We start from the raw sequence: 17,603 nt of genomic DNA, 5'->3' as shown, positions 1-17,603 counted from the left end.
GGATCACTCGTGGTTCTCTCCCTCCGAACGAAGGAAGCAATGATGGCTGCCAAGGGCGACGTCGCCGTAACCGCACATCCGCTGCTCCGTACGCTCCGGGCACGCGGGACCAACTCCAAGGTGTTCTTCGGCTACGTCGGACCGGGCAACGCCGACGACCGCATCCTGCTGTACCCGAGCCTCTACGACCTCTCGCACTACATCGAGATCCCGAGGGCCAGCGTCCTCCACGCCGAAGAAGCCCCCACGCAGGTACTCCCGTTCGGTGGGTCCGTGCTCTGGGTGAGTACGGATGCCACCATTGTCCGGCGCCGGCAGGAGAACGTCACCGACGTCCACGGTGCCCCCACTTCCCCGGTGTCGGAAGGGCGCCTGCGCATCACCCGGCGGGCACAGCGCATGGAGTTTGCGGCGGACGACTGCCACTCGCCGTGCAGCACCTGCCACTCGCCTTGCGGCAACTGCTCGTCGCCGCCCTGCCATGCGCAGATCGTGCAGGTCGCGCCCTCGCCTCGGATGGACTAGGCGAGCACGATGGCGATGACGATGACGCTGGGCCCGCGGACGGCAGACTGGTCCGCGGCCGTCGACTTCCGGGCCCCGTATTTGATCGAGAAGCTCCTCAAGGAGCAGATCGTCGACTTCGCCGAGGAGGCGGAGCTCCTGTTCCGGGAGGTTAAGCGTTACTTCGTGATGGTGCACGAGCACCCCGACCGGGCCTGGCAGATGCACTCGCTGCGCGTCGACGAAGCGTGGCACCAGTTCATCCTGTTCACCGTGGAGTACCAGAAGTACTGCGAGAGGTTCTTCGGCCGCTACGTCCACCACGCACCGAGCAACGCGCCCGCCGGTGACCCCGAGATGGAGCGCCTGCCGGCGCCCTTCCACGAGTTCAAGGAGCAGTACGAGAGTCGTTTCGGCGAGGCCCTGCCCGACGTCTGGTACGACGGCAGGACGCTGACCTCGCGGCGCCGCCTGGTGAACGAACAGGCCGGGCGTCAACGCGTCCGTCCGGATGAAGACGGCTTCCATCTGATCGCCCCCAACGGCGAAACCTTGATCAGCGTCAACGAAGTCGCCGCCGAGGCCTTGGAGTTCATCGCCCGCACCGGCGCTTTCTACCTACGCGAACTGCCGGGCCCCCTGAGCAGTCCCGAGAAACTGGAGCTCGCCACGGCCCTGGTGGACGACGGCATCCTCCGCGCGAGCGGCTGACCCCAGGCACGTCCGGTGGGCGCGGCGGCCCGGCGCGAACACCGGCCGTGCTGTCGCTGAACGCGTCATCACTAGCCGCCCGCTCGCATTCTTGGGACCGTTCCGGGGTGTGGTGGCGGCCAGGCATGGCGAAGGCCAGGTGTCCCAGGGCCGCACGGTAGAACTCATCGGCATCCCAACCCGTACGGTGACTGTTGGAGGTCACCGCTGCTGCGGCCTCCACGTCCCCGGCCTCCTTGTAGCAGCGGCGGCAACTCCTCCAGTCCGTCGCTCAGTTCAACCAGGCTTCACGGACCTGGTGAGCGTACATAAGTGCGCTCGATGTCCGGGCGCTCCGCATCCTGGAGCACCTGTTGGAGGCCGCCCGGCGTTTTGGGACCGAGGTCCGTGTGCAAGCCATCGCCGCTCCCGACGGCTGGGCGGGGCCGTGCTTCAGCGACGCCGGCAAACTGGCGGACCTGGTGGCAGCCCGGGCCGACCGCGGCCGGCTTCTGGGGCAGCTTCACCTGTTCTGGCACCGGGGGTCGCCGCCGTCGGCCGCCTCGTACGGTCTGAGGTGCGCATCAAGCTGTGTCGCTTGCGGTGCGGTCGACTTGTTCTGTCGGGCGCGTGCGCCCGTCCGTTACGCGCCCGAACAGTGGTGCTACTTAGGGGCAGTTGAGCGACTTCCTCACTGTGCCCGGACCAGAACTTCGGACCAGGTCAGCCAGGGGCTCCTTTCAGCCAAATCGACAAGCTCACTTGTCGCGTGAACGGTCGACAAGGATGCTTGTCGCATGGAACCGACTTTGGATGACCCCAACTTCTGGGCCGACATCATGACCATGCGGGACCCGGCCTACCGGGCACCCACAGACGACGAAGTCCTGCAGCTGGAAGACGATGTGGCGGATGCTGCGCACGCCCTGGCCGTTGCGATCTCCGCTCGTGAGAGCGCCTACCGCGTCAACGGCCAGGACGTCCCCGACGCAGTTCTCGCCTCCCCCGACTGGCAGCTGGCGTACCTCTATGCGCTGCACATGGTCGACGGCATCGTCAAGAAGCTGGCCGACCGTACAGCCCGAGCGGCCGGCGGCATCGGGGCCAACTACGGCCACCTCGGGGCCGCCTGGGGCGGCATCACCAAGCAGGCCGCGCGCCTGCGCTGGCCCGGAGCCGTACGCAGGCCCACCGACCTCACCGACAAAGCGGAGCCGTTCCAGCTCAGCCTCGCGGGCGGAGTCGCCGAGATCGTCCAACTCCCCGACGCTGCCGGGTTCGCATGGGCCGCCACCGGCGGGGACGGCACCATCGGCCAGGGCGAGGAACCGTACGGGAGCCGGACCGAGGCCGCCGCGCACGCCGGCGCCTTCCTGGCCCTGCACGGCGAGCCCGACGAGGACGACCACGACGCAGCGCATGCCGACTGCGTCCAGCCCCACCCCGCCGGGGACGGCTACGTCGACTGCGACGGGCGCCCGTTGTAGGCAGGGCCCCCGCACACGGCCCTTCTAGGCGGGGAGCCGATCTGGTCCTCCATGCCGTCCCGATAGCGCTGATCGATTCGCCCTCCACGCGGCATCAAGTCACCAATAATGAGTGAAGTCATTGCATAATCTTGGTGAGTTGTTCGGCTAAGTGGGTGTGCTCGGCTATGATGGTGAGTAGGTGAATGCCAGGGGAGGGTGAGTGAGTCACTCGTCGCAGGAAGAGCGCGCGGTCAACGCGACCACGGCGCGGAACACGCTGTACGCGTTGGTGAAGCTCGCCGAAGAGGAGGGGCGCACCACTGTGATCACCAAGCACAGGGTGCGCGCTCTCCTCGCGCCGCTTGACCGGTTCCCGGCAGCCCGCGCGATCGATGCCTTCCCGGCCCATGTGCTGAGCGCGGCGCAGAGGGATTTCGGCGACCTCGTCACGCTGGCGGCGAAGGGCCAGCCCCAGGTGCTCATGCGGAACAGCACGCCGGTCGCGGTCCTGCTCCCTGCCGACCCCTCTCCTGATGCCCTCTCATCTGACCCGGCCGCGCAGCCCGGCGTGGCGACCGCAGGAGGTGCGGTGAACAGCCAAGGCAACCAGAACCGCGGCAATATGTTGCGCAGGCTCGCCACACTCGGCGACGCCAGCGCCTCCGTCCTCACCGACGTCCCCGTCGGCGGCCCCACCTTCGGGCTGCCGGGCCTGGACGCTGCAACGGGCGGTCTGCAGCGGGGCAAGCTGACGCTCGTGGCGGCGCGCCCGAGTGTCGGCGGGAGCCTGCTGGGGCTGGCCGCCGCGCGCAAGGCGGCACTCGTCGACCGCGCCAAGGTCCTGTACGCGGCCTCCGGGCTGAACCGGGACGACATCTTCCGCCGGATCATCGCCGCCGAGGCCAGCGGTGAATACGCACGTCTGAAGCAGGGCCGCCTCACCGAGCACGAACAGCAGGTCGCCCAACAGCTGGTCCAGGCGGGCGACCTCCTGATGATCGATGACGGCAGCGACCTGACGGCCGAGGACATCAGGGACACGGCCCCGCACATGGAAAACCTGGCCCTTGTGGTCGTAGACCGCCTGCAAGCCGCGGCCAGCGCCCGCCTGCCCCTGTCCGGCGACCGGCTCCCGGACGCCTCCCAGGTCCTGGCGACGCTCGCGCGCACGCTGCACGTGCCGGTGCTCGCCATCGTGGACAGCGACGATCCCGCACTCCTGGCCCTGCTGGACGCCGACGTCACGCTGACCCTCACCCCGACCGGCGACCCGGCCCTGGTCCAGGTGACCGTCGCGGAGCGCGACTTCGGCACGATCGGCTCCGCGTACCTGCAGCCCGACCTGGTCCACGCCCGCTTCCTCGACGCCGCCGCGCCCGCGGACCGCGCCGACAGCCCGGCAGGCCCGGGGCCCGCGGCGACCGCCGGCGCCACAGCCGCACGGGAGCTGGCCGGAGCCGCCCTTCCCTACACCTCCGGCGGCCACCATGGGATCCCCGCCGCCCTCACCCACGAACTCGCGGCATGGCGGACCGCCGCCGCGGCCGGCAACCAGTACGCGCTCGAGGAGATCCTGCCGTTGCTGCTCCAGGCCGCCGCCACGGTCTCCCAGTGGCCGGACACCCCCGAGGGGCACCGACTCGCTAACGCGCTGCAGCCCTACGCCACGCCCGCCTCCGCCGACACCACCACCGACACCGGCCAGTTGACTCCTGCCGTCGCCGCTTCCGGTGTGCACGCCCCGGCGCAGAGCGGACAGGCGCAGGCCGACGGGGCGGAGGACGAGGACGACGACAGCGAGGACGGCCTGCAGCCGGGCGACGAGGAGGACGAGCCCGAGAACCACATCTTCCCCGCCCTGAAGATCCTCAAGGACTCGGTCGGCCGCTCGAAGATGCACCCGATCCCCGTCATCCGGGCCGCCGAACGCGACAGCGGCCCGTGGCCACTGATCAGCGAACACATGGACGGCGAGCCCCGCTGGGCCCACCCCGACATCACCATCACCCGCGTTCCCCACATCCGAGCCAACGGCAAGCGCGTGCGGCGCGACCAGATCGACGTGCCCGCCTCGTTCGGCGAGGGTGTGCTGTGCCTGATCGACCGCAACGGTAGTTTCCCCTCCGCCTGTTCGGCCGTCCCCCTCGCCCCGAACAAACTCCTGCACACCGGCCCCCTCGACGCCTTCGACAAGACGACCGCCGGTATCTACCTCATCGACATCCCGCAGTGGAATCGCACCGACATGCCGCACCCCCTGGGACGGATCATCACCCGCCCCGACGAGGACGGCCGGGTCTGGGTCACCACCCCCCACATCAAGCAGCTCGTGCGACTCGTCCGGGACAACCACCTCGACGCCATGCCCACCATCCACGACTCCTGGACCGGCAAGGCCAACGAATCCCTGTTCAAGCCGTTCTACGAGGCCACCCGCAAAGCACGCACCGAGCTCGTCCAGGTCGGAGGCGACCCCTACAAGGCGTACAAGACCCGCCTGTCCATCGCCCTGCGTTTGCTGTGGCCCAAGCGCCCCTCCCAGCGCTCCCCGTTCTGGCGGCCCGACTGGCGCATGAGCATGGTCGCCGAAGCCTCCGTCCGGCACTGGGCCGGCGCCTTCAAAGCCGTCCAGGAAGGCCACCAACTCGTCGCCCTGCGCAACGTCGACCAGGCCATCTTCTGGACCCCGCCCGACACCCCGCCGTCCACCTACCGGATCGGGACCGGCTTCGGCGAAGTCAAAGCCAAGTTCGTCCAGGCCGGCCAGACCATCCTCGAAGGTGACGACTGATGGCAGGACCCACCGGCCGCGGAGGATCCCTCGGCGCCGCCCTCAACGACCTCCTGCACTCCCAGGTCACCCCACGCCACCGCCTGTCCACCTACAACGCCAAGCACTGGCACGCCCAGCTCTCCCAGCTCACCGCGACCCACCGCGGCCAGCAGGCCCTCGCCGACGCCGGCCTGAACGTCACGACCAAGACCCTCATCAACTGGCTGTCCGACGCCGAATACAACATCCGCCGCAACTACCGCGACCTCATCCACACCGCCTACGAGAACGTCGCCATCGTCCCCGCCGACCCCATCCCTCGCCACATCAAGCGGGGCCAGTACGAGATCAGCGGCGTCGTCAAAACTGGCGACGACGAACGCACCCGCGGCACCGTCGACGCCGCACCCCTGCGCATCGACGGCAGCCGGGGCAACTGGGACGCCATCGAGGCTCTCTGGCTCGCCGGCGAACTCACCGACGACGAGTTCGAGGACCATTTCATCGACGATGTCATCGTCGAGGACATCGGCGAAGGCACCGACGGCTGGGAGTTCCCCGACGGCTCGTACTCTGTCGAAGTCCGGTAGCAGCACACAAAGCAGCCGAACCGCCCACCGCGAACGCAGCGGCAGGCGGGACGAGGGAGAGGACATAGTGGCGGACGCAGGGGTACAGGGCCGGGAGAAGCTCGTCCGGCAGCGCCGTGCATGGGAGACCGAGACGGCTATGAACGACGTGATGTCGGACCCCGAGGTTCAGCGACTCAAGGAGGAGATCGAGGAGCTGGAGGCCTCTCTGGCGCGGGAGCTCAGCCCGATGCTCCGGCGCTTCCAGGAGCGGTACGACCGCGCGGTCCAAGACGCCGACCTCGACGTTCTGAGCCGATCGTGTCCGGGCAAACATGGCAGGTGGGGGAGGATCTGCGTCCTGGACGCCGGGCACCAAGCGGAGTACCCCCACCTGGGGACCACCCCCGAAGGGCAGTCCGTGGCATGGGTGGGCTCCGCTCCGGACGAGGACTGACCTGCCGGACCGGCAGAGGCGTCGTGCGACGCCGTGCTGGACGGCGCGCGGCACCGTCGGCAGGGGGCAGCCGAGCGAGTCCTCGGACGCGATCTGCGCGCTGAGTGTCGGGAGCTGGGCGCTTTCCCCGGGCTTTGGGCTGTCGAGGCGAATCACGGCCCGCCCATACGGGTGGCGCAGCGCGGTTCGCCCCGCGTCGTTCCAGGTGAACGGGTACGCGTTGGCCACGTGAACACCAACACGCACACTCCCGTCCCTCGCCCGGCACTGCCCCGCTGGCGCCGGCTGTGCCGGCTCGCCGCCGTCGTCCTGGGCGTGGCGCTCGCCGCTGCCCCGTATGCCAGCGCGTCACCGGCCGCATCCCGCCCCGCAATCCAGGAAGCGACAGCCGGGGCGGCGCAGCAGGCAGGCATCGAAGCTCCCGTCGCACGTGTCGGTGGGGCGGTTATCGAGGTGACCAGCACCGAGCAGTTCGCCGAGCTGGTCCACTCGGAGCCGAGAGTCATCGCCATGTTCACGGCCAACTGGTGCATGCCTTGCAGTGTCATGACGCCCGAATTCGAGCGCCTGTCGACGCAGTATGAGGCCGTCGCGTTCCTGTCCGTCGACATCGACGAAAACGAGGAATTGACCGCCGAGGCCCAAATCGGAAGCGTGCCCACGTTCTTCGCCATCCGGAACGCTGAGAAGGTGGGCAGAATCAGCGGGGCCGACAAGGAGGCGCTCCGCCGGATGGTTCGGGGATTGGCCGCGTCCTAAGTCCGCACCCCCCGGCCCTCGCCGAACTCGACGACCGGCCCGGTGGCTCTGTCCCGGAGATGAACGAGGAGGCGCTCGCGGTCTTCGCCGCCGGGCTGCCCCTGATACCTGCTGGCGTCCGTTTCATGCGGTGTGGTTCAGCCAGCGTTGCAGGGTGGTGTTGATGCTGGAGGGCAGGGCACTGAGCTGGTCGATGGCGTCTCGGTCTTCGGGCCGCGGGGGGATGCCGGCGGCAGTGAGCGCGGCGTGCAGGGCCAGGCGGCGCTGGTCGCGGGGGGCGATGAGGATGCTGAGGCGCTCGGCGGGGTTGGGCGGCGGCAGCAGGAAGTCCGTGTCCTGCCCGGCAGCCGGGGGCCAGGCGCTTTCCGCCGGGTCGGCGGCGTAGGGGTCGACGAAGGCGTGCGGCGTGTGGTGGTCAAGGGTGATGCTCACGTCGGTCTCCTTCAGCAGCGGGTGGATGTGCAGGGGGAGAGCCCCGGACGGCCGTGTGTGGTTGCGGCTGTGGCGGGATGTCACGCCGACGGCGTCATCGGCGGCTCATCGTCTTCTCCGACCAGCACAACTGCACCCGTGCCGCGCCTGACCAACCGCCCTGGACGTACCGGCATCTGTTACGCACTTTCGAGTGACGGCCCGGTACGGGGTGGGGTGGCGTGTTCTGGCGAGGGGAGGTCCGTCGGCCAAAGCGCACACCGGCCGCGGGTCTGGTGGGGCGTCAACTTGGTGTGTTCGCCGCATAGATGGACGACACATCCAACAGTCACAGCAATATGGGCGAAGCGTAATGGAGTGCGCATATGGCGTTCACGGTCTGCACACGAGAGCCATGGTGTGGATGTGCGGCCGACCGGCCGCCACCCGCACACTGCACCACCCCGTAACCACGGCCCGAGGGCCGGGAACGGGCGGGTGCCCGTACAGCCTGGGGGCTTTGTGTCTTCTTCCACGGTGACTGCCCGTTGTCTGTCCGCTGCCGCGCTCGCGGCCGCCGCGATCGTCGGGGCGGTGGCGCTGCCGGCGTCTGCCGCCGATCACGCCCGGCCTGAGCGGGCGAGGGTGGAGATCAGCGCGGTGCAGTACGACTCGCCCGGCCGTGACGACCGCTCGCGGCGTTCGCTGAACAAGGAGTGGGTGGAGCTCACCAACACCAGCCGCCGCACGGTCAACCTCGACGGCTGGACTCTGCAGGATGAGGACGGCCACACCTACACCTTCGACGGCTACCGCCTGGAGGGCCGCGCCACGGTCCGGATCCACACCGGCGAGGGCCGCGACAGCGACAGCGACCTGTACATGGACCGCCGCAACTACGTGTGGGACAACTACTCCGACACCGCCACCCTGCGCAACGACCACGGCCGCTTCATCGACGACGCCTCCTGGGGCGGGGGCCACCACCGTGACGGTGGCCATCACCACGGCAGTGGCCATCACCACTGACCCCGCTTCCCGCACCGGCGGCACGAGGTGATGCCGCAGGCGTAGGGCAGGGCCCCGGTCGGTTCACCCGGCCGGGGCCCTCCGCCGTGCACGGCACGTAAGGAGCGGCACAAATGGGTGGACGCCGCGGTGGCCCGCGGTGCGAAGGCGGCCCACTCTGGCGATGGTTAGCGCCCGAAAAGACCACCAACTCGCTGTCGTTGTGCGACAGTACGCAGCCGACGAACGCCCCACCCACTACGAGAGGGCAGCCTGACCGTGCCACAGATCATCCCCGCCGCCCCTGGCTGGTACATCGCCTACGGCGACAAAGACGACCAGCTCTACGACGCCGTCGTCGCCTGGCAAGAAGCCGCCGACGACCGAGGCGACGCGATCCTCCTCCCGTACACCGACAACGGCCCGGGCTTCCCGCCCGTCCGCTGGTCCACCCAGCGTCTGCTGAGGGAAGAGGGCCAAGTCGTATACCGACCCGACTACAAACCCGAATACGAGGCATGACGGGGCACGCCGGGGAGCAGTTGGCACGGTTGCTGTCCTCGCCGGAAGTCATTGCGTGCCCGATGCTGCACGACGCAGACGGCGGTTGAGCGGGGCCGTGTTCAGGTGTCCCAGGGGACCCGGCTGTCGGGGCCCTGGACGGGGCGCCACACCGGTGCGGAGGGGCCGTCCTGCAGCAGATCGGTCAACGCGGCCGTGAGGACGGGCACCTCGCGCAGGAAGCCGTACAGGGCCAGTTCTCGGGTGGCCGCGCGCAGGGCGGTGATCCGGTTCTCGATGCCGAGGGGGCCGGTGCCGTCCAGGACGAACAGCAGCCGCGGGAAGAGGGGGTAGCGCCGTCGCCACTCTTCGACCCTTGGTTGTTGGATGGTCGGCCGGCGGCCCGGGACCGTGGGCACGTAGGAGTGGAGGCGCGCGTAGGCGGACAGCTTGGCGGCGAGCCGTTCGGGCCCCATGGTGGCGCGGTCGACCTCGACGAAGGCCCGCAGCATCGGCCCGCCTTCGCCGCCGGCCGGGCCGCGCCGGTAGTACAGGAGGGCGTCGGGGATGACGGCCTCGCCCCTGCCGGCCGGGTGGTGGACCTCGGTCATCCAGTCCAGCGGCCGGCACACATCGCCGCGACGGCGCGCGTCCTGAAGGAAGGCCAGCCCGGTCTCGGTCCCCGTCAGCGCATGCCCGACCTTGAGGCGCACGGCGGTCGGATCGGACACCGCCCGGGAGGGCCGGCGCCCCCGCAGCTCGGGCCACTCCCCGGCGACCCGCACCCCATAGCAGGTGGGAAACCACACCCGCCTGCGCCCGGCCTGCGGCAGCGTGATCCGGTCGACGAGCCCCTCCTCCCGCAACCAGGCCAGCTGCCGCCTGGTCGGCTCCATCCGCACCCCGGGCGCCACCCGGTACTGCACCAGCACCGCCAACGCCAGCCAGTCCCCGCCACCCGCATCCACACTGATCATCGCGATCCGCCCGCTTCCCGTCCGGCACGGCGCAGAATCAGCGCCGCGTGTACCGGCAAGGCCAGCGGCCCACCCCGACCAGAAGAGCGACCACGAAGGCCCGACCACGGTCACGAAGCCACAACACCACCGACGACCAGACCCACATCCCCGCCGACAACCCTCCGCACGCTCTTCCACCCCGCCCGCGAATCCGCAGGTCACCACGCTGGTTCGGCCGTGGTCGGGAGGCCGACATCCCCTCTGCGCCCCCAAGTCCACGCCCAAGCCGGAAGGAAGAAGAGAAGTGGGTGGGACAGGGCCAGCGGGCGGGCGAGGGGATCGGGCGCCGCTGGTGCTGCTCGCGCGCGACGGCGCAGCCGCGCGCGAGCGGGCGGAGCAAGCCGCCTCAATCTGGGCGGGAGGTGACCAGTGAGTCAGGGCTTCGGGGTTGGGGGGCCGGTGCGGTTCGTTTGCCGATCGGCATGGTCCAGTTGGTGCTGTTGGGTCAGGCCATGACGGCCTTTGCAGAGTTCCACAGCACTCCACGGTTGATGCGGTCCGGATACAGGCTGATCATGGATTCGTACAGGTCGAGGTGGCTTCTGGCTTTCTTGGCGGCGGCGTCGAACTGGTGGATGTAACGGCGGGTGCGTTCGATGTCCTCGGGGCTGTCCGGGTCGCCGTCGCGCTTGTGTCCGGAGACGACGGCGGTGGGTTGCAGCCGCTCGAGGGTGTCGAGTGCATCGAGCCAGTGCTGCCGGCCGCCACTTTGGGACTCGGCGAGATAGAGGTGCACGTCGCCGTAGACCGCGTCACCGGCCACGGTCAGGCCGCTCGAAGGAACGTGGAGGGCGCTGGAGCCGTCGGTGTCGGTGTGGCCAAGGTCGAAGGCGCGCAGCAGGTGGCCTTCCAGCTCGATCACGTTGCCGTCGCCGAGGGGTTCGGCCGTCACGCGACGGCTGGCGATCTGGCCTGGGAAGCGGGGATCCCAAAATCCGTGGAACCAGCGCCTGCCGTACTGGACCTCCATGCGCGCAGCCACGCCTGCAGTGGCCACGAGCCTGGCGCCCGGGAACCGGTCGAGCAGGACAGGGGCTCCGAAGAAGTGGTCGCCGTGTGCATGGGTGACGTAGATGGTGGTGAGGTTTTTGCCGCTGGCCTCCACCCAGTCGGCCAGGGCTCGTGACTCCTCAAGGGTCATCAGCGGATCGACGAGTACTGCATCACGCTTGCCGTGAATGAGCGTGGAGGCGGTGGGGGACCACATGCGGCGGGTCTCTCCCGGGGGCAGGTCATCGGACACCACGGGTTTCGAGGCAGACACGTAGACGGAGTGGCCGAGCGTGCTCATTGGTGCTCCTTGTTCTGGCGTGAACGAGTGCCGGACGGGGCCGCCTGCGGGCGATACATGTAACTAACATTGTTACAAGTTTGGGTGTGTGCGGCCTGAAGGGTTGACGGGGAGGGGCGGGTCAGTGCACCGCGATGGACTGGCGCAGTACGTCGGCCACGCTGGTGCGGGACAACTGCATACGCAGCGCTTCCTCGACGTCCTCGTACACGGGGGTGAGCGCGGAGAGGATGCCGTGGCCCAGCGGGCATTTCTGGTTGGGAGTGGTGGGGTGGAGGGCGAACGGCGGGTCGCCGTCGACCGCTTGGCGTACCTGGGCCAGATTGATTGATTCCGCCGCTCGCGTCAGGCGCCAGCCGGCGCCGCGGCGGGACTCGACCAGTCCCGCCTGGCGTAGTTCGCCCAGCAGGCGGCGGATCACCACGGGGTTGGTGTTGACGCTGTTGGCGATCTGCTCGGATGTGGCTACCTCGCCGCCCATCCGTGCGTTCAGCTCGATCCAGGCCAGCGCGTGCGCGGCGATGGTCAGCCTGCTGTTCGCTCCCATCACACCTCTTTTCTTGTAACAGCACTGATTACATGACTGGTGGCAGCATTGATTACATGACTGGAGGTGTCAAGGCGTGGCCGGTTGGTCTCCGGCCTGCGAAGGCCATCGCGCGCAGGCCGCCTGGCAGGGTCAGGGTGTGGAACCCGGCATCGCCAGGTAGGACGGAATCGCACATCCTGGCGAAGCCGGTGGAACCGCTTATCGCCCGCCGGTCGACACTGGCTTCATTCGAACTCGGGTCGACCGGCGGGGCGGCCCTTGTGCCGACTGCGCTGCCGGCGTCGGTCGGATCAGCGCCTGGATGCGTAGTCGCAGGTGCCTTGCTGTATGGGCTGTTTCGCTTTGATCGTTCGATCGGTGAGCTGCGGCCAGGCGGATCAGCTGCGGAGGAAGTCCAGGGCCTGCTGTACGAACACCTCGTGGTACTGGAAGATGCCGCCGTGGCCGGAGGCGGGGTAGACGGCGAGTCTGGCATCGGGAAGCGACTGGGCGAGGCGGAGGGTGCCGGTTATCGTGGGCCACATTGTGTCGTTGTCGCCGTTGACGACGAGTGCGGGCTGCTTCACGGCAGTCAGGCCCGTCGGCGAGGAGTCCTGTTCCCATCTGGTGAGCGCGGCGAACTGGGCGCCGATGGCCGCGTCGGAGATCGGGGCGTCGCGGTCGTCGGCAGTGCGCTGATCGAGGCGGGCAAGAAAGGCGTCTGCGGCTGCCTGGCCGGACGGTGACGACTCGAAGAACAGGAAGTGTTTGGGGTGCTTGCCCTGCTCACTCGCCTTCTGGATCGCCGACTGGAGGGCAGCCCCGGTGGCAGCCGGGCCCGGGGCGCCGGCGGGTACGGTGCCGGCCAGGATGATCCTGCGGATGCGGTCGGGGAAGCGCTGGGCGACGACCTGGGCCACGATGCCGCCCAGTGAGTAGCCGAGCAGGTCGGCCACGTCCAGGCCGAGGGCGTCCAGGAAGGCGACGGTGTCGTCGGCCATCGCTTCGAAGGTGTCGGGGGTGGTGCCGCCGGAGCGGCCGACGCCGCGCAGGTCGACCAGGATGACCCGCCGCTCGGTTGCCAGGCCGTCGATCACGGCCGGGTCCCAGTCGTCCAGCACCGCGGTGACGTGGTGCAGGAGAACCAGCGGAACGCCTTGCCCGGTGCCCACCTCGCGGTAGGCGAACGGGGTTCCTGCGACATCGACGGTTCTGGTGGGAGCTGCTGTTGCGGTTGCTGTGGACATGGCGAGGTCCCTTTCTCGTGGTTCGGTGGTGGCGGCGGTGTCTAGCGTCGGTGCGTAGCCGCGATGCGGCGGCGGTGTGGTGTTCAGGCGGGTGCGGGCAGGGCCCCGAAGAGGGTTTCCACGCGGCGGGCGATGTTGAAGAGGTTGCGGTCCGCGCCCTGGGCGGCGTCGATCTCGAGGCCTATGGGCAGGCCGTCGGTGCTGAGGCCAATGGGGATGCTGATGCCGGGCAGCCCGGCTCCGCTGGTGGGAATCGTGTTGTGGGCGAGGAATCGGTCGTCCACCTGGTGGCCGGCGATGGTGAACCTCGCGCCCTGCTCGATCAGGGGGGCGGGGGAGGGCGTGGTCGGGAAGAGCAGTGCGTCGGCCGCGTCGCGGGTGAATACCTGGCCGAGCCGGCGTTGCAGGTGCGGACGTTCGGTGGTCAGGGCCGACTCGTAGCCTTCGTCGGAGAGGTAGCCCGGCCCGCCCGGTACGACGACCTGGCTCCAGATCGACTTGAGCTGGGGCTTGATGTCGCTGTAGATCTCATCGAACGTGACGGGGAAGTCGTTGCGGGCGACGAAGGCTGTGACCGCTTCCCGCATCTCACGAAAGAAGAAGTTCCACGTCATCTTGTTCGCCGTGTCCATGAAGTCGTCGCCGAGGTCGATTTCGACTATGTCGGCGCCGGCGTCCCGAAGGCGTTGGAGTGCGGCCGTGAAGTGGGCCGCCGTCTCAGGATCGATCACCCTCATGTACTGCCGGGGAGCGTGGGCGAAGCGGATTCCGTGCAGGTCGGAGCGTGGTGACGGGGGAGCGCTGGTGTCCCGCACAACGATCTGGTCGAGCAGAGCGGCGTCCTCGACGCTGCGGGTGAGGATGCCGGTGGTGTCGAGGGTGTGGGAGATCGGGGCGACGCCGCCACCGGGCCAGCGGCCGTTGGTGGGCTTGTAGCCCACCACACCGCACAGGGACGCGGGGACTCTGATGGAGCCCACCGTGTCACCCCCGGTCGATGCGGGGACGATGCGAGCGGCGACCGCCGCTCCGGAGCCGCTGGAGGACCCGCCGGGGACGTGGGCGTGGCTGTAGGGGTTCTTCACCTGACCGTACGTGCTGTTGTGTCCGGTCAGTCCGAAGGACATCTCTACGAGATTGTTCTTGCCGAAGACGATGCCCCCGGCTTTTCGGAGTGCGACCACAACGTCGGCGTCCTGCTCCGGGACGAAGTTCCCGAGGTTGCTGACGCCGAGCGTGGTGCGCACACCAGCGGTGGCGTAACTGTCCTTGATCCCGATGGGGACGCCGAGGAGGGGAGCCGTGGAACCCGCGGCGCGGGCCCTGTCCGCCTCCTGTGCCGCTGTCAGTACTGCGGACTCGTCGATGGTGATGAAAGAGTTCAGGTCGGCATTCTTGCGTGCGCGTCGCAGAAGTGCGGAAGCGTATGCCGCGGAAGTGATATCGCCGTTACGGATTGCGGCAGCGGCTTCCGCTACGCCGAGCCCGACCAGCTCGTCATCACCTGGCACTGCGCTGGTGGTTGTGTCGTCGGTCGGCATTATTTTCTCCTCGTATTGGTAGTTGTCGACAAACGATCGGCGCGACGGGTTTCCGAAACCCTGTCCTGTGCGTCGATCGTGAGAGCTCTTTGTGTCCTGCGTATTCCGCGCTATTCAGACGCGTTCTCTGCGGCTGCGTAAAGGGCCGGCGGGACGGTCACCTCCAGGATCCTCAGCAGGTTGACGACCTTGCGGTCCAGTTCCTCGCCGACGGCGGCGATGTCAGGACTGTCGAAGCTGGAGAATCGGGTGCTGGGCTGGTCGATGGAGAACAGCGTGGTGCCCTCCCGGTCCTGGTGGATCGTGGTGCGCAGCGGTGCGTAGAGCATCACCGCGGGGTCATGGCGGTACATGCGCTCGGCGATGGTGTGGTTTCCCATCAAGTAGGTGGCGCAGAATCCCGGATTTCCGGCCAGACGCATGGTCGCCCCGACGTCGGTGCTCCAGAAGCGCATGAAGCCGTGCGGGGCGTTCTCCGCAGCGGCGGCGAGTACGGTATCCCAGCTCGCTCGCTCATTGCGCAACTGCGTCATCCGGTCGATGTCCAGTACCGGTACAGCGGCCTCGTAACGGGCCCGGAAATTCTCGAAGGAATCACCTGTGTCGATCGACCACCGAACGACTTCGTGGGGAACTGCGACGAAGTTCAGAGCGGACATGTTCTTGCCTTTCTGGCGTGTCAGTGTGAAGAAGTGCAGGACCTGGTAACCGGGTCCCGAAGGCGAAACCCGAACACCCCACTCATCGAGTGAGCCGTGTGCTTGCGTCACCGCGATCTCATGGGAGCGTTCGAGCGGCACCTGGCTGGACGGTGCGCGTCAGCGGCCTCGCCGCCGTCTCACGCGTCGTCCAATGCAGGCTGAGTGACGCCCACCAAAGTACAGCGATCGTTTTACTTAGGCTAGCGCGACTATCCCGCAAAGTAAACCGATCGCTATACTTGCGGTATGGGAACGAGTGAGGTCACGGCTCGGGCGACCAAGGGCGGGCGAGGAGCACGGGAGCGGATCCTGGGCGCCGCGGTCCAGTTGTTCGCACGCGAGGGCATCCACGCGACAGGCATCGCCAAGCTGACAGAAGTGGCACACGTGTCGACGCGCACGTTCTACCAGCACTTCCCGAGCAAAGAAGCCCTGGTCAGCGCCTATGTGCAGCGCCTGGAATCCGACTCGGACGGGCCCATCGGCATAGAGGCCGTTCTGGACCGCAGCGACCTCAGTGCCCGCGAGCGTCTACTGCAACTGTTCTGCGACGCACCGCCGCCCGTGGAAGTCGTACGCGGCTGCCCCCTGCACAACACCGCTGTCGAGACAGCCGGCACGATGCCTGAGGCTGCGGCCCTCGTCGAGCGCCACAAGAGGGACTTCACCGCCCGCCTGGCCAAAGCGGCCGCCGAGGCAGGCGCGAACGATCCCGAGAAGCTGGGCCGACAGCTCGCGCTGCTGTTCGAAGGCGCACGGGCGCTGTCCACTTCGCTCAACGACTGGCAGCCCTATCAGGACGCCCGAGACCTGGCTGAAACGCTGATCGACCAAGCGACCGGAGCGCTCTGACAGCATCACAGTGTGCCTGCCCAGTGCGGTCGTACAGCCAAGACCAACCAGGCCACCACCGTGCACATCACCTGTACACCCGACGACCGCCTGCAACAACAACGCGGCGCCACCGGTACCCGGTACCACCCCAGATCACCAGCACATGCCAAGGCCTTCGAGGTCGGCGCGGCGTTCCGGGCTCAACTTGGCGACCCTTCTACGGGTGTTATCGATCCACGCCCCAAGCCGGATGTCCTCCCCGTCGACGTCCTCGCGGTGCTGGCGCGGAACGCGCAGATGCCCCTCCCGCGCGTAGAACTGTCGCGCGGCGGTCATGTTCCGCTCCCACAGCTCATCCTGCGAGCGCCGCACCGGCCCGACCACCTCGCCCTCCGCAGGCGGCTCGATGCCGAGCATCTCCACCAAGAACCGCTGCGCCGGCGCCAGCCGCTCCCATCCGGCCCGTTGCGCGCTCACCCACACCGCGAGGTCCTCGCCCTGGACGACGACCTCCCCCGGTACGGCCGGTACGGCTCCGCCCGCCTTCACGTGCGCGAGCAGCAGCCGATACGAACGCTGCCAAGCGACATCCCACCCCTCCGGGGCCCATCCGGGGTCGATCTCTGCGAGGGCCTCCATGCGGCTCTCGGAGAGCTCCCCGGCGCTGGAGATGCCCGTTTCCCCGTTCGCGCGGCGTACGGTGTTCTCGCGGCTCCTGCGGGCTGCGGCGCGCATGTTTTTGGCCCATACGCCGATGGGAAACCCGTCTCCGCCCCATACGGCGGTCGTGGGCGGGAGGAAGTGCCCGTGGACGGCTGCGTAGTCGCGGGCAACGGCCAGGCCGGCCTCCCACGCGGAGGCGTGCACGGACCAGACCATGCCCAGGTTCTGCAGTTCGGTCACGCGCGTGGCGTCCAGGGTGCCCTCGCGGTAGTACCGGCGCTGATCCGCGATGAAGACCCCCAGTGGGTGCCCGCCCAATGCTCCCCAGTCCTCCGGCGTGACGTACGTGAACGGCACCCGCAGCTCGCTCTCCCCGGTCTCACGGAGCCACCGGGTGGCGGCTTCGATGCCGCGCCGCCAGTAGGCGCCCTCGGGGTCGATGACCCGCAGCCGCACGAACTGCGTCAGGGCCGCGGGGTCGCGTTCCTCGCTGAACCGCAGCACTCCCGCAGCGCGCCGGGACACCGGCTCCACGTCGACATCAACGTCGTCCTGGTCCGCTCCGTCCTCACTCAACTCACCGCTCTCACCGTCATCCTGTGCGCCCGGACGGCTGTTACGCACCCGCGGGTCCGCG

Annotated in this window: 18 protein-coding genes; 10 read left to right on the top strand and 8 right to left on the bottom strand. The window is 68.5% G+C overall.

Going from position 1 to position 17,603, the window contains the following annotated elements; translation table 11 throughout:
* Nucleotides 1-42: 42 nt before the first annotated feature.
* The 7 genes from M2163_RS04870 (at nucleotide 43) to M2163_RS04840 (ending at nucleotide 7,221) form a co-directional block, all read left to right on the top strand.
* Entirely contained in the window at nucleotides 43-525 is a 483-nt protein-coding gene (locus M2163_RS04870; protein WP_280893168.1) for a hypothetical protein, read from the top strand.
* 15 nt (nucleotides 526-540) lie between these two features.
* Nucleotides 541-1,215, top strand: a complete 675-nt coding sequence (locus M2163_RS04865; RefSeq protein WP_280893167.1) for a hypothetical protein — start codon at nucleotides 541-543, stop codon at nucleotides 1,213-1,215.
* 776 nt (nucleotides 1,216-1,991) lie between these two features.
* Complete coding sequence (locus tag M2163_RS04860) at nucleotides 1,992-2,681, top strand: hypothetical protein (protein WP_280893166.1); 690 nt, start codon at nucleotides 1,992-1,994, stop codon at nucleotides 2,679-2,681.
* A 202-nt stretch (nucleotides 2,682-2,883) separates the two neighbouring features.
* Complete coding sequence (locus M2163_RS04855) at nucleotides 2,884-5,454, top strand: type II toxin-antitoxin system prevent-host-death family antitoxin (RefSeq protein WP_280893165.1); 2,571 nt, start codon at nucleotides 2,884-2,886, stop codon at nucleotides 5,452-5,454.
* A complete protein-coding gene (locus M2163_RS04850) occupies nucleotides 5,454-6,026 on the top strand; it encodes a hypothetical protein (RefSeq protein ID WP_280893164.1) in 573 nt (190 codons plus the stop codon). Before M2163_RS04855 ends, M2163_RS04850 begins: the two co-directional genes overlap by 1 nt.
* Nucleotides 6,027-6,093: 67 nt before the next feature.
* Entirely contained in the window at nucleotides 6,094-6,462 is a 369-nt protein-coding gene (locus M2163_RS04845) for a hypothetical protein (RefSeq protein WP_280893163.1), read from the top strand.
* Between the two features lie 228 nt (nucleotides 6,463-6,690).
* Entirely contained in the window at nucleotides 6,691-7,221 is a 531-nt protein-coding gene (locus tag M2163_RS04840; protein ID WP_280893162.1) for a thioredoxin family protein, read from the top strand.
* Nucleotides 7,222-7,344: 123 nt separating this feature from the next.
* Here M2163_RS04840 and M2163_RS04835 read toward each other — a convergent pair whose 3' ends face one another.
* The gene (locus M2163_RS04835) at nucleotides 7,345-7,653 is read right to left on the bottom strand and encodes a hypothetical protein (RefSeq protein WP_280893161.1); all 309 of its coding nucleotides are present in this window, start codon (nucleotides 7,651-7,653) and stop codon (nucleotides 7,345-7,347) included.
* Nucleotides 7,654-8,169: 516 nt separating this feature from the next.
* Between M2163_RS04835 and M2163_RS04830 the strand changes: the two genes are divergently transcribed.
* Both M2163_RS04830 and M2163_RS04825 read left to right on the top strand, forming a co-directional pair.
* Entirely contained in the window at nucleotides 8,170-8,661 is a 492-nt protein-coding gene (locus M2163_RS04830; RefSeq protein ID WP_280893160.1) for a lamin tail domain-containing protein, read from the top strand.
* 258 nt (nucleotides 8,662-8,919) lie between these two features.
* Nucleotides 8,920-9,162 carry a hypothetical protein gene (locus M2163_RS04825; protein WP_280893159.1) on the top strand — a complete coding sequence of 81 codons (243 nt, stop codon included), beginning with the start codon at nucleotides 8,920-8,922 and terminating at the stop codon, nucleotides 9,160-9,162.
* Nucleotides 9,163-9,263: 101 nt separating this feature from the next.
* Here M2163_RS04825 and M2163_RS04820 read toward each other — a convergent pair whose 3' ends face one another.
* The 6 genes from M2163_RS04820 to M2163_RS04795 all read right to left on the bottom strand — a co-directional run bounded on the left by M2163_RS04820 (nucleotide 9,264) and on the right by M2163_RS04795 (nucleotide 15,568).
* Nucleotides 9,264-10,118, bottom strand: a complete 855-nt coding sequence (locus M2163_RS04820; RefSeq protein ID WP_280893158.1) for a replication-relaxation family protein — start codon at nucleotides 10,116-10,118, stop codon at nucleotides 9,264-9,266.
* A 487-nt stretch (nucleotides 10,119-10,605) separates the two neighbouring features.
* Nucleotides 10,606-11,451: an MBL fold metallo-hydrolase gene (locus tag M2163_RS04815; protein WP_280893157.1), complete on the bottom strand. Its 846-nt coding sequence runs from the start codon at nucleotides 11,449-11,451 to the stop codon at nucleotides 10,606-10,608.
* Nucleotides 11,452-11,572: 121 nt separating this feature from the next.
* The gene (locus tag M2163_RS04810; protein ID WP_280893156.1) at nucleotides 11,573-11,998 is read right to left on the bottom strand and encodes an Rrf2 family transcriptional regulator; all 426 of its coding nucleotides are present in this window, start codon (nucleotides 11,996-11,998) and stop codon (nucleotides 11,573-11,575) included.
* A gap of 380 nt (nucleotides 11,999-12,378) precedes the next feature.
* Nucleotides 12,379-13,227 (bottom strand): alpha/beta hydrolase, encoded by an 849-nt coding sequence (locus tag M2163_RS04805; protein ID WP_280893155.1) that lies wholly within the window; start codon nucleotides 13,225-13,227, stop codon nucleotides 12,379-12,381.
* Nucleotides 13,228-13,310: 83 nt separating this feature from the next.
* A complete protein-coding gene (locus tag M2163_RS04800; RefSeq protein ID WP_280893154.1) occupies nucleotides 13,311-14,768 on the bottom strand; it encodes an amidase family protein in 1,458 nt (485 codons plus the stop codon).
* Between the two features lie 110 nt (nucleotides 14,769-14,878).
* Entirely contained in the window at nucleotides 14,879-15,568 is a 690-nt protein-coding gene (locus M2163_RS04795; RefSeq protein WP_280893153.1) for a DUF302 domain-containing protein, read from the bottom strand.
* A gap of 147 nt (nucleotides 15,569-15,715) precedes the next feature.
* Between M2163_RS04795 and M2163_RS04790 the strand changes: the two genes are divergently transcribed.
* Nucleotides 15,716-16,321, top strand: coding sequence for a TetR/AcrR family transcriptional regulator (locus tag M2163_RS04790; protein ID WP_280893152.1), 606 nt, complete (start codon nucleotides 15,716-15,718; stop codon nucleotides 16,319-16,321).
* A gap of 135 nt (nucleotides 16,322-16,456) precedes the next feature.
* Here M2163_RS04790 and M2163_RS04785 read toward each other — a convergent pair.
* On the bottom strand, nucleotides 16,457-17,603 hold a 1,147-nt coding region (locus M2163_RS04785), incomplete at its 5' end, for a helicase associated domain-containing protein (protein ID WP_280893151.1).

Origin of the sequence: Streptomyces sp. SAI-135, from assembly GCF_029893805.1 — a bacterium.
In the GTDB taxonomy this organism is placed as follows: domain Bacteria; phylum Actinomycetota; class Actinomycetes; order Streptomycetales; family Streptomycetaceae; genus Streptomyces.
This window is presented reverse-complemented; position numbering and strand designations above follow the sequence as displayed.